This is a genomic window from Pseudomonas laurylsulfativorans (assembly GCF_002906155.1).
In the GTDB taxonomy this organism is placed as follows: Bacteria; Pseudomonadota; Gammaproteobacteria; order Pseudomonadales; family Pseudomonadaceae; genus Aquipseudomonas; species Aquipseudomonas laurylsulfativorans.
The window spans coordinates 574716-586995 of sequence record NZ_MUJK01000002.1; the positions used below are offsets into that span (position 1 = coordinate 574716).

Genomic DNA, 12280 nt, shown 5'->3' on the forward strand with positions numbered 1-12280 from the left:
TCCTGATAATCAGCTGTGGGCGTCGCGGCCAAGCGCGGCGCCGAAATGTGTGGCGGCGAGAAAAGCCTTAGAACTTCTCTTTGCCGGACAGGTAGCGCCATTGCCCCACCGGCACTTTGCCGATGGACACGCCGCCGATGCGGATGCGACGGATAGCGACGACCTTCAGGCCGACCGCCTGGCAAAGCAGGGCGATGATGCCCGGCTGCGGGTTCTTCATTGCAAAGCGCAGACGGTTTTCGTTCTGCCAGCTGGCCTTGACCGCCGGCAATTCCTTGCCCTTGTAGGTCAGGCCGTGGTTCAGGCGGTTCAAGCCGTGAGCCAGCATCTCGCCCTCAACCTCGACTACGTACTCTTGCTCTATCTTGCTGGAGTCGGCAGTGAGTTTGCGCAGGATTTTCCAGTCCTGGGTGAACACCAGCAGGCCGCTGGCATTGGCCTGCAGGTCGGTGCTGGCGGTCAGGCGCAGGAAGTGCCCGCGCAACGGGCGCTTGCCGTAGCGGTGTTCTTCGCTCAGGGTCTCGGCGCCGAGAGTGGCCATGGCGGTGTCTGCGTCCATGCCGGCGGGCACATTGAGCAGGAGGGTCACCGGTTCCGGCGCGGTGGCCTTGGCTTCTGGATCAAGCTCGACTTTCTGGGTGTCGACCTTGAATTGCGGCTCGTCGATGACTTCGCCGTCGACGGTGACCCAGCCGCCCTCGATGAACAGCTCAGCCTCCCGACGGGAACAGCCGACGAGTTCGATGAGGCGTTTGGAGAGACGAATCGGGTCAGTCATGTCAGGGCCGTAACAAAAAGGGGGTGGGCATTGTACCTGCCTGGCGCCGGTTAATCGCGGTTCCATTTACACCGCAGCGCTTTTTGTAGGCGCTGGCTTGCCAGCGATGCAGGCAACACTGTCTGTCAGTTGCACCGAGGTGATGCTATCGCCGGCAAGCCAGCTCCTACAGGTTTTGCATGTATCAGCCGTTGCGCGTCAGCTTTTGGGGCTGGCGCAAACGCATGTGCAGCAGCGGATACGGCTGGCCCATGCCATCGACTTCCGAGCGACCGATGACCTCGAAACCCTGCTTGAAGTAAAAGCCGAGGGCTTGCGGGTTCTGTTCGTTGACGTCCAGTTCATCGGCGTTCAGGTGTTCCAGGGCATAGTGCAGCAGTTTCTTGCCCAAGCCCTGACCGCGATGGTCGGGGTCGATGAACAGCATTTCGATCTTGCCGGCCGCCACGCCGGCGAACCCGGTGATGCGTTGGCTGGAATCCTTGGTACAGACCAGCATCACCGAGTCGAGGTAGCGGGTCAGCACCAGGTTTTTCAGCAGTTCGATGTAGCTGTCCGGCAAAAAATCGTGGGTCGCGCGTACCGAGGCCTCCCAGACCTGGGTCAATTCTTCGTAGTCGCCGAGTTTCGGCGTATGGATGACCGAATGCTGACGCATGCCCGTCTGCCTCTTTATGCAGTGGTTGATAGGAATCCTTTCAACCTCAAACGATAGCCGTAAAAAAGCCCCGCATCTCGTCAAGAGAGCGGGGCTTTGCGTATTTTTTGCGTTTAGATCTGTTCAGCCCACAGGTCGTATTCGTCGGCGTCGGTCACTTTGCACCAGACCTTGTCGCCCGGCTTGAGGTTGCTGCCGTTGTCGATGAATACGTTACCGTCGATTTCCGGGGCATCGAAGAAGCAGCGGCCTACCGCGCCTTGCTCGTCGACTTCATCGACCAGCACTTCGATCTCACGGCCGATGCGCATTTGCAAGCGCGCCGAGCTGATGGCCTGCTGGTGCGCCATGAAGCGCTCCCAACGGTCCTGCTTGACGTCGTCCGGGACGACTTCCAGGTCCAGGTCATTGGCCGGTGCGCCTTCTACCGGCGAGTACTGGAAGCAGCCGACGCGGTCGAGCTGGGCTTCGGTCAGCCAGTTCAGCAGGTACTGGAAGTCTTCTTCGGTTTCACCCGGGAAACCAACGATGAAGGTCGAACGGATGATCAGGTCCGGGCAGATTTCGCGCCAGTTCTTGATGCGCGCCAGGGTCTTGTCTTCGAAGGCCGGGCGTTTCATTGACTTCAGTACTTTCGGGCTGGCGTGCTGGAACGGGATGTCCAGGTACGGCAGGATCTTGCCGGCGGCCATCAGCGGGATCAGCTCGTCAACGTGCGGATACGGGTAAACGTAGTGCAGGCGAACCCAGACGCCGAGGGTGCTCAGGGCTTCGCAGAGTTCGGTCATGCGGGTTTTCACCGGCGCGCCGTTCCAGAATCCGGTGCGGTATTTCACGTCGACGCCATAGGCGCTGGTGTCCTGAGAGATCACCAGCAGTTCCTTGACGCCGGACTTGACCAGGCGCTGGGCCTCGTCGAGCACATCACCCACCGGACGGCTGACCAGTTTGCCGCGCATCGACGGGATGATGCAGAAGCTGCAGCTGTGGTTGCAGCCTTCGGAAATCTTCAGGTAGGCGTAGTGGCGCGGGGTCAGCTTGATGCCTTGAGGTGGCACCAGGTCGATCAGCGGGTTGTGGTCCTGGCGTGGCGGCACGACTTCGTGCACGGCGTTGACCACTTGCTCGTACTGCTGCGGACCGGTCACGGCCAGCACGCTCGGGTGTACGTTGCGAATGTTGCCTTCTTCGACGCCCATGCAGCCGGTCACGATGACCTTGCCGTTTTCCTTGATGGCTTCGCCGATTACTTCCAGGGACTCGGCCTTGGCCGAATCGATGAAGCCGCAAGTGTTGACTACCACGACGTCGGCGTCCTGGTAGGTGGACACCACGTCATAGCCTTCCATGCGCAACTGGGTAAGGATGCGCTCGGAGTCGACCAGTGCTTTGGGGCAACCCAGGGATACGAAGCCAACCTTTGGATTGGCCGGCGCAGGAGTGGTGGACATGTCTAACCTCGGTATTTTGTGACGCCGCTTGCCGGGCAGGGCAAAACCGACGGACGGGCGCTTGAACTGCGCCTCTGATCAAAAAGTGCGCAATTCTAGCGATGAGTCGCTCACTTGACCAGCTTTATGCAGGGAAATACGACGAGTGCTGCGCTATGCTTCGCGCCGTTACGCTTTACTGATTTTTTACTGTCAACAAAACGTCTGTAACGTGAAGTAAAACGGCGCATGCTGCACGATAAAGCATAGTGCTTCTTCCAAAGAATTCCGGGTCTGGGTAGTAGGAGTGGTGGATGGGTCAGGCAAGTAGTCAGGCTGCGGGCGCCGAGCATTCGGCGGTGAAGCCGATCGGCATGCTGGTCGCGGCAGTCGGGGTGGTTTATGGCGATATCGGTACCAGTCCGTTGTACACCCTCAAGGAAGTGTTTTCCGGCGGCTACGGCGTGCCGGTCAACCATGACGGGGTGCTGGGGATTCTGGCACTCATTTTCTGGTCGCTGATCTGGGTCGTGTCGATCAAGTACATGATGTTCGTCCTGCGCGCCGACAACCAGGGCGAAGGCGGGATCATGGCCTTGACCGCACTGGCCCGGCGGGCGGCGGCGGGGCATGCAAAGCTACGCGGTTTTCTGGTGGTCTGCGGGCTGATCGGTGCGGCGTTGTTCTATGGCGACAGCATGATCACCCCGGCGATCTCCGTACTGTCGGCGATTGAAGGCCTGGGGCTGGCGTTCGACGGGATCGACCACTGGGTGGTGCCTATCTCTCTGGTGGTGCTGGTGGCGCTGTTCCTGATCCAGAGCCATGGTACGGCGCGGATCGGCATTCTGTTCGGGCCGATCATGGTGACCTGGTTTCTCGTACTGGGTGCACTGGGCGTCTACGGCATCAGCCAGCATCCGGAGGTCTTGCAAGCGATGAACCCGGTGTGGGGCGTACGCTTCTTCATCGTGCACCCGGGCATGGGTGTGGCAATTCTCGGCGCTGTGGTGCTCGCGCTGACCGGTGCCGAGGCGTTGTACGCGGACATGGGCCACTTCGGTCGCAAGCCGATCGCTCGTGCCTGGTTCATCCTCGTACTGCCGGCGCTGGTGCTGAACTATTTTGGTCAAGGGGCCTTGCTGCTGGGCGATCCGGAAGCTGCCCGTAACCCCTTCTACCTGCTGGCGCCAAGCTGGGCGCTGATTCCGCTGGTCGGCCTGTCGACGATGGCCACGGTGATTGCTTCGCAAGCCGTTATTTCCGGTGCGTTCTCCCTGACCCGTCAGGCGATCCAGCTCGGTTACATCCCGCGCATGCATATCCGGCACACCTCCAGTGCCGAACAGGGCCAGATCTACATTGGCGCGGTCAACTGGGCGCTGATGGTCGGCGTGATCCTGTTGGTGATTGGTTTCGAGTCCTCTGGTGCCCTGGCCTCGGCTTATGGGGTGGCGGTGACCGGGACCATGTTGATGACCACCATCCTGGTGACGGCAGTGATTCTGCTGCTGTGGAAGTGGCCGCCGGTTCTTGTTGTGCCGGTCTTGCTGGGCTTCCTGTTGGTGGACGGTTTGTACTTCGCCGCCAACGTGCCGAAAATCGTCCAGGGCGGGGCATTCCCGGTGATCGCCGGTTTCGCCCTGTTTGTGCTGATGACCACCTGGAAGCGTGGCAAGCAGTTGCTGGTCGAGCGTATTGATGAGGGTGGACTGCCGCTGCCGATCTTCATCAGCAGCATCGCGGTACAACCGCCGCATCGCGTTCAGGGCACCGCCGTGTTCCTGACGGCGCGGCCAGATGCCGTGCCCCACGCGCTGTTGCACAACCTGCTGCATAACCAGGTACTGCACGAGCAAGTGGTGCTGCTGACGGTGGTGTACGAAGACATTCCGCGGGTGCCGCCAACACGGCGTTTCGAGGTCGATGCCTACGGCGAAGGTTTCTTCCGGGTGATCCTGCACTTCGGCTTTACCGACGAACCGGATGTACCGAAAGCATTGAAGCTGTGTCACCTCGATGAGCTGGACTTCAGCCCGATGCGCACTACGTACTTCCTCAGCCGCGAAACGGTCATCGCTTCCAAGCTCGAAGGCATGTCGCGCTGGCGTGAGGCTCTGTTTGCCTTCATGTTGCAGAATGCCAACGGCAACCTGCGGTTCTTCAATCTGCCGCTGAACCGGGTGATTGAGTTAGGGACGCAGGTCGAAATGTAGACCTGATCCTGTAGGAGCGAGCCTGCTCGCGAAAAACCTGAGTTCACCGCGGTCATTCAGGCAGCCAGCGTTATCGTTGACGACTATCGCGAGCAGGCTCGCTCCTACAGGGATTTGTGGCGTTGAATGAAAAAGCCCCCGCTATCGTGAGATGGCGGGGGCTTTTCTTCAGTGAGGCTCAGATCACTCTTGAGCTTCTGCTTCTTTGGCTTGGCGCTTCTCGATCACATCGACCAAGCGCTTGGCCAGCGCCGGGTAATTCTCGTCGAAGTGGTGGCCGCCAGGCAGCTTGATGGCTTCGCCTACTGCTGTCTTGTCGGTGCAGCCGCTTTCGTCGGTTTCTTCTTCGCCGTAGATGCACACCACTTTGGCGGCTGGCAGCTTGGCCATTTCCGGGCCGGTGGCGGCTTCCTTGCCGGCGTTACCGAGCCAGCCTTCGACTTCGATCTCGAAGCTGCCGGTACGGGCGAAAGCCAGCAGGATGATCGCGTCTACGCGATTCTGCTCCGACTCGGCCAGGCGGTTGTAGATCGCCGGCAGGACATCGGCGCCGAACGAGTAGCCCGTCAGGATGAAGCGCTTGGTCCCCCATTTCTGCCGGTAGTGCTGCATCAGTTCAGCCAGGTCCAGCGCGCTTTGTTCCGGGCTCTTGTGCTGCCAGTAGTAGCGCAGGGTGTCGATGCCGACCACCGGGTAGCCGATCTTGGCCATCTCGCCCGCCACATCGCGGTCCAGGTCGCGCCAGCCACCGTCACCGGAGAGGAACAGGGTCACGGTGTCCCTGGCCTGGCCGGCTGGTACTTCGACCACTGGAATCTGCAGGCCGCCAGCGGCTTTGTCGCCACCGACGAGGATCTTGCGCAGTTCGTTGTTCAGCACTTGCGGCAGGTTGATGTCGTAGTCGCTGATGCTGGTTTCGGCGTTCGGTTGATCACGCACGAAGCCGGCGCTGGTGTCGTCCGGGTTGTCGTTCCACGCCGCCAGCCAGTGGCCGTGGGCGGCACTTTTCGGTAACAGGTGCGTGCAGCCACCCTTTTCCAGGGCCAGGTCGACCGAGATGGCGTAGGCTTTGTCGTCCTTTTGCTCGGACAACCAGCGCCAGGCCAGCACGGCGCCAGGGCCGATGCCGCTGACCAGGGTCGCCGGGCCTTTGAGTTCTCGCAGGCCTGATTGCAGGGCGCGGCTTTGTAGCAGGCAGTCCTTGGGCAGAATCACCTGGACAATCTGTGCCGAGCCGCTGCGGCTCAGGGTCATCAATTGCTTGTCGCTTAGTTTCTGGTCTTCGTTGACCGCCACCAGCACCTGGGCGCGCGGCGTGGTGCCGGGGATGACACGGGTCATCGGCGCACCGTCGGCCGGGGTCAGCAATTGGAGGGTCGGTTCCGGTGCCGGGCGTTTGAGGTACCAATAACCGCCACCGAGAATCAGGGCCACTATCACCAGTGTGCCCAGTACATACCGCAAGGAGCGTTGAATCATCAGCGTTTCACCAATCCGGTCAAGCCGCCCGCGATCAGGGCAGCAGTGTCGGCCAGCGCAACCAGCGGATCGAGTCCGGCGGGCACGGCCATATAACGGGGTTCCCAATCAGGCTGGAACTTGTCTTTGAAGCGGCGCAAGCCTTGGAAGTTGTACAGCTGCTCACCACGGCGGAATACCATCGAGCCCAGGCGCTGGGTCAATGGTGCGCCGCGACGGGGTTGCAACCCCGACAACGGCACCATGCCCAGGCTGAAACGCGCGTATCCATGGTTTTTATAATGTTGAATCAGGCCGACCATCATGAATTCCATGGTCAGCTTCGGGGCGTCCGGGTGCGCGCGCATCAGGTCGAGACTGGCCAGGTCATGGCTGTAGGTCTCGAGCAGGTTGGCGAACGCCACCGGACGTCCTTCGAAACGAATCACCGCGATGCGGAAATACTTGAGGTAGTCATCGCTGAAGCGGCCCAGCGAAAAACCTTTCTCGCGCACGTTCTTGCCGGTCAACCAGGCATCGGAAATCACCTTGAGCTCATCCATCGGTGCCTGGCCCGGCTCGAAGATTTCCAGTGACAGGCCATCACGGGTGCCACGGTTCCAGGTGTAGCGCAGGTCCTTCATCTCTTTGCCCTTGGCTTCGAGATCAAAACGCTTGAGGTCGACCCGCGCTTCTTCGCCGAGCTTGATCGCGGTCAGGCCAATGTCCATGTAGTACGGCAAGTTCTCTGCGCGCACTTGATAGAACACGGGGCGGGCGTGGTGAATGTCGCACAGGTCGCGGAACTGCCAGATCATTTCCGCCCGTTGCTGGCCCGGACCGATAGGGTCATACAGCGCCACCAGGCTGCGGCCACGACGGGCGTACATCAGGAACGCCTCGTCGTTGGGGTGAAACAGCAATGCCTTGTCACCGGTCAGGGCCAGGCCGCCGTCCGGTTGTGCCGACGCCATGAGGATCTTGCTGGCGCGCTCCAGTTCGTCGGGCGTCGGCAGGTGAATGACCGGACGCGCCGTGCGTAGCAACCAGGTCAGCGACACCACTACCAGCAGCACGGCAGCCCCGAGTAGCGAACGCAGGCCGCGAGGGGCGTCGGCGTCGAGGGTGAACTGCCACCAGAGTTGATGGCTGTACGGAACGTCCTGATAGGCGAACAGCAGCAACCAGATCGACGCACCGAGCACGCACAGGCTCGCCACCAGGTACAGCGGCGAGAACGGTACTTCGGTCAGGCGGCTGGGGCGATAGAACGAGCGGCGGAACACCCCGAGCAGGCTCGCCGTCAGCACCATCAGGCTGGCTTCTTCCCAGTCAAAACCCTTGAGCAGTGAGAGCAGGGCGCCGACCAGCAACAGAATGGTGGTCAGCATCCACGCGGCCGACAGCCGGCGACGCAGCCCTTGGGCCAGCAACAGGCAAAGGACGCCGACCAGGCTGGCGCCGAAGTGCGAGGCATCGACCAGTCGATGGGGGATCAGAAAACCGATGTGTTCCAGGCGGGTATCGATTTCCGGAGTGGCGCCGGAGAACAGCAGGACAACGCCGGACAGAAATACCAGCACCGCCAGTATCGGGGCCGCCAGGCCTGAGGCCGCGCGCAAGGTCTGGCGTGTCTGGAACAGACGCTGACCTTCGTTGATCAGCAACAGCAGGCAGGCCACCAGCAACGGCAGGACCACGTAGATCAAGCGATAGAGCAGCAGGGCGGCCGCCAGTGGCGCAGCACCCAGGGTGTCGGAAAACGCCGCCAGCAAAATCGCCTCGAACACCCCGACACCGCCCGGCACATGGCTGAGCACGCCGGCGGCCAGCGCCAACAGGTAAACCAGAAGGAACGCGCCGAAGGGCGGTGCTTCCGGCAGCAGCAAATAGAGCACGGTCGCGGCGGCCGCTACGTCCAGGGCCGTGATGATCAATTGCAGGAACGTCAGGCGACGCCCGGGCAGGCGCAAGGTACGACGCCCGATCCTGACCAACAGGTTGTCCGGGTAAGGCTGATCCGGCAGCCGACGACGATAGATACCGATCGCCAACACCGAAAACAGTACGAGCACCACGGTTGCCACCACGCCCAGCAATGTCTCGGAGAGCCCCAGGGCGGTGGAGGCGGCAGGCAGGTCGCTGAGTGTCGCCAGGGCGGCCAGCGGCGGCAGGGCGCAACCCAGCGAGAGGCTGGCGAACAGCGTCATGCGCGCGACCTCAGCCGCCCCCAGGCCATGACGGGCGTAGAGGCGATAGCGAACCGAACCGCCTGACAACATTGAAAGGCCGATGGCGTTGCCGATGGCAAAGGCCGTGAAACCGCCCAGTGCCAGTGCGCGCGGTGCAAGGTTCACCCCGGCATAGCGGCTGGCTGACCATTCGTAACCGAGCAGAATGATGAAGCCCACTACGGTTGCGCCCAAGGCGCCCATCAAGGCAGGCTTCGGAACTTCGAGGATCGAGTCGTGCAGCGCGTAAAGGTCAAGTTCGCTCAACAGGTGGCGACAGGCAATCAGCGCGATCGCGAACAGCAGCAGGGTGACCGCCAGGCCAATGGGTTGACGGTACTTGCTCAATCGATCAAGCAGGCGCAGACGCTCAGCGTTGATCGGTTGTGTCGCTGTGACAGTGTCTTGTGGATCAGACGAGTTGGCGCGCATCAATCACCTCTTGGATTGTGCGCGACAGGATGGGGGTATCCAGCCAAGTTACCAATCCCTGTAGAAAAAAATAATCACAAATACTAACGCCTATCTCCCGGCTACAGGGGCGGCGCGTTATCAGTCGTGAAAGCTTCAGCCTGCGATAGAGCATAGTCTGAACCCGGCGCATGGGTGACCCCCAAACGGCTTGCTACACAGTGACAGATCATTGTTGCGAAAGGACTTTTTCAACAGATACAAAAAAGGCCACTCTTTCGAGTAGCCTTTTTTGATGTTTGGTTGCGGGAGCCGGATTTGAACCGACGACCTTCGGGTTATGAGCCCGACGAGCTACCAGACTGCTCCATCCCGCGTCTGTGTGGCGGCATTCTATAGAGTAATGGCGGGGTGTCAACCGTTAATCCTGAAGCAGGTCAAATAAACGTGGAATCGCGGCAAACGGTCGCAGCCATGGCCTAAGTTTCGGAATCAGAACGATTTCCTGTTTCGCTATCGTTGAGAGGCCAGGCGTTGTTTCGGCGCTCGGCGCTGTAAAACGAGCACGCACAAAAAAGGCCACTCTTTCGAGTAGCCTTTTTTGATGTTTGGTTGCGGGAGCCGGATTTGAACCGACGACCTTCGGGTTATGAGCCCGACGAGCTACCAGACTGCTCCATCCCGCGTCTGTGTGTCGGCATTCTATAGAGATACGTCGGGGTGTCAACCTTCAATTCCGATAAAACCTGTTTTGCTTCAATCGGTTAGCTTGTCGAAGGGGAGGGTTGGCAGTCTGTGAGGCAAGCGGGGCAAGGCCTGCGGCTCTATTGAGAGTGTTTCTCCGATTGAAAAAATAAATTCACCAGCGACATTTCCCACGAGTCCAAAAGAACATTCAGACTACTGGTGCTATATACAGGTGTCGGTGAGATACTGCATATCCGTCATACCAAGACGCCATTTCCTTGCCATGAACACTGCTTTGCCATGACTCAGCGAAAGATCATCCACGTCGATTGTGACTGTTTCTACGCCGCCATTGAGATGCGCGACGACCCGCGCCTGGCCGGCAAGCCATTGGCGGTGGGCGGGTCGGCGGATCGGCGTGGGGTGATCGCGACCTGCAATTATGAGGCGCGGGCGTATGGGGTGCGTTCGGCAATGTCCTCCGGGCACGCCTTGAAGCTGTGCCCGGACCTGACCATCGTCAAGCCACGCATGGATGCCTATAGAGAAGCGTCCAGGGAAATTCATACGATCTTTCGCGACTACACCGAGATCATTGAGCCGCTCTCGCTCGATGAGGCGTACCTCGATGTGTCGGACAGCGCGCATTTCGCCGGCAGTGCAACGCGAATTGCCCAGGACATTCGGCGCCGGGTCTCTAACCAGTTGCACATCACCGTGTCGGCGGGCGTGGCGCCGAACAAGTTTCTGGCCAAGATCGCCAGTGACTGGAAAAAGCCCAACGGTCTTTTCGTCATCACTCCGGATCAGGTCGAGGACTTTGTCAGTGGCTTGCCGGTGAGCAAATTGCACGGGGTCGGCAAGGTCACCGCCGACAAGCTCGGCAGACTGGGTATCGCCGATTGCCTGCAATTGCGCGAGTGGGACAAGTTGGCACTGGTGCGTGAGTTCGGCAGCTTTGGCGAGCGACTCTGGAGCCTGGCTCGCGGGATCGATGACCGTGTGGTGCATAACGACAGTCGTCGTCAGTCGATCAGCGTCGAAAACACCTACGACGTCGATCTGCCAGATCTGAAGAGTTGTCTGGATAAATTGCCCGAGTTGCTGGAGACCCTGGCCGGCCGCATGGCGCGAATCGACAGCAGCTATCGTCCGGGCAAGCCCTTCGTCAAAGTGAAGTTTCACGACTTCACCCAGACTACATTGGAGCAGGCCGGGGCAGGGCGGGATCTGGGGAGTTATCAATTGATGCTGACCCAGGCCTTCAATCGCGGCGGTAAACCGGTGCGGTTGTTGGGGGTCGGGGTGCGGCTGGAGGACTTGCGGGGCGGGTTTGAGCAGATGGAGTTGTTTGAGCGGTAGGTTTGTGGTGAATGTGAGGGGCCCCTTGCGAGCAAGTGCGGCGATCCGACTTGCTCGGGAAGCTTTTAGCTTTTGGCTTTTAGTTCAGCCCCGGATTCGCCACCAGTCGCTCGCCATTTTGGGCCAGCGACTTCAGGAATTCGCTCTGCAACTCGGGATCATTGCGCGTCAGTTCGATCAGGCTCTGTTCCAGCTCGCTGGCTTCCTCTTCAAGACCCAGCTCCGACAGGCGTTTGACCCGGTGAACCCACTGATTGACTTCGTCTCCTTCGAGGTCATCATAAATCAGCCCATGGGCCTCGTAGAGCTTGCTGCGCAAGGTGCTGCTGATGGCCAGGGTGGAATCGGTGCGTACGTTGTCCTGACCATCCTCAACACGAATCAGCAATCGGCTCAGATGGTTGATGTCATGTTCGGCGAACGGGTTGTCGAGCAGATTCAGGCGCAATACGCCGTTCTTGTCGGTGGTCAGTTCAAAGGTTTCCTTGCCAGCCTTGACTTCAACCGGACGCTCGCTCCACGGCAGGCTTGAGTATTCCGTGCGTTTGTCGCGCTGGACTTCATCAATGCCCGCCAGGTTCTGCTGTGCGCGACCGTGGGACTGCACGTTCATAAACGGGTTGAGCCCGGCGAAGCCGTAGCTCAACCAGTCCTTGGTCACGCTGTCCGGCAGATTGCCGAGGGCGAACACATTGACCACGTTGGCGCCGACACCCGCCACCACGGCCACCGCGCCCAGCGGGATTTCGTAAATCTCCCGCCAGGGTTGGTACGGCGTATAGCGGTCATAGTGACGCGTGACTTCGTACTCGGTGACTTCGAAAGTCTTCTGCTCGTGGATTTTCACCCGCCGTTGCGGCAGCTCAAGCACCTTGGGCTCACCGACATCGATCTGCAGGCTGTGATCGAGCAATTTGCGCTCGACCCGCTCCTCGTGCTCGCTGCGTTGTGACATGTGGTTGGCACAGCCGCTGACCAGCAGGGTGCCGCACAAGGCAGCAGCACCGAGGCCTAAGGTGTTTCGCTTAAACATGACGTCTCTATCTGGT

At 60.2% G+C, this 12280-nt stretch carries 8 protein-coding genes and 2 tRNA genes; 2 read left to right on the forward strand and 8 right to left on the reverse strand.

Going from position 1 to position 12280, the window contains the following annotated elements:
• Positions 1–67 precede the first annotated feature (67 nt).
• The 3 genes from B0D71_RS08980 to rimO all read right to left on the reverse strand — a co-directional run bounded on the left by B0D71_RS08980 (position 68) and on the right by rimO (position 2887).
• On the reverse strand, positions 68–778 hold the full coding sequence (locus B0D71_RS08980; RefSeq protein ID WP_103394456.1) for an rRNA pseudouridine synthase: 711 nt from the start codon (positions 776–778) through the stop codon (positions 68–70).
• 184 nt (positions 779–962) lie between these two features.
• Positions 963–1436: a GNAT family N-acetyltransferase gene (locus tag B0D71_RS08985; RefSeq protein WP_103394457.1), complete on the reverse strand. Its 474-nt coding sequence runs from the start codon at positions 1434–1436 to the stop codon at positions 963–965.
• Positions 1437–1549: 113 nt separating this feature from the next.
• Complete coding sequence (gene rimO, locus B0D71_RS08990; RefSeq protein WP_008052161.1) at positions 1550–2887, reverse strand: 30S ribosomal protein S12 methylthiotransferase RimO; 1338 nt, start codon at positions 2885–2887, stop codon at positions 1550–1552.
• 293 nt (positions 2888–3180) lie between these two features.
• On the opposite strand from rimO, the gene B0D71_RS08995 reads away from it, so the two are divergent.
• Positions 3181–5082, forward strand: a complete 1902-nt coding sequence (locus tag B0D71_RS08995) for a potassium transporter Kup (RefSeq protein WP_103394458.1) — start codon at positions 3181–3183, stop codon at positions 5080–5082.
• A 183-nt stretch (positions 5083–5265) separates the two neighbouring features.
• On the opposite strand, the gene B0D71_RS09000 is transcribed toward B0D71_RS08995, so the two are convergent.
• The 4 genes from B0D71_RS09000 to B0D71_RS09015 form a co-directional block, all read right to left on the reverse strand.
• A complete protein-coding gene (locus B0D71_RS09000; RefSeq protein ID WP_103394459.1) occupies positions 5266–6561 on the reverse strand; it encodes a virulence factor family protein in 1296 nt (431 codons plus the stop codon).
• On the reverse strand, positions 6561–9203 hold the full coding sequence (gene mprF, locus B0D71_RS09005; RefSeq protein ID WP_103394460.1) for a bifunctional lysylphosphatidylglycerol flippase/synthetase MprF: 2643 nt from the start codon (positions 9201–9203) through the stop codon (positions 6561–6563). Before mprF ends, B0D71_RS09000 begins: the two co-directional genes overlap by 1 nt.
• 279 nt (positions 9204–9482) lie before the next feature.
• Positions 9483–9559, reverse strand: a tRNA-Met gene (locus B0D71_RS09010).
• 232 nt (positions 9560–9791) lie between these two features.
• Positions 9792–9868: transfer RNA gene (locus B0D71_RS09015), tRNA-Met, on the reverse strand.
• A gap of 301 nt (positions 9869–10169) precedes the next feature.
• On the opposite strand from B0D71_RS09015, the gene dinB reads away from it, so the two are divergent.
• Positions 10170–11231 carry a DNA polymerase IV gene (gene dinB / locus B0D71_RS09020; protein ID WP_103394461.1) on the forward strand — a complete coding sequence of 354 codons (1062 nt, stop codon included), beginning with the start codon at positions 10170–10172 and terminating at the stop codon, positions 11229–11231.
• A 79-nt stretch (positions 11232–11310) separates the two neighbouring features.
• Here the strand turns inward: dinB and B0D71_RS09025 are convergent, their stop codons facing one another.
• Complete coding sequence (locus tag B0D71_RS09025) at positions 11311–12264, reverse strand: hypothetical protein (RefSeq protein WP_103394462.1); 954 nt, start codon at positions 12262–12264, stop codon at positions 11311–11313.
• Between the last annotated feature and the right edge of the window lie 16 nt (positions 12265–12280).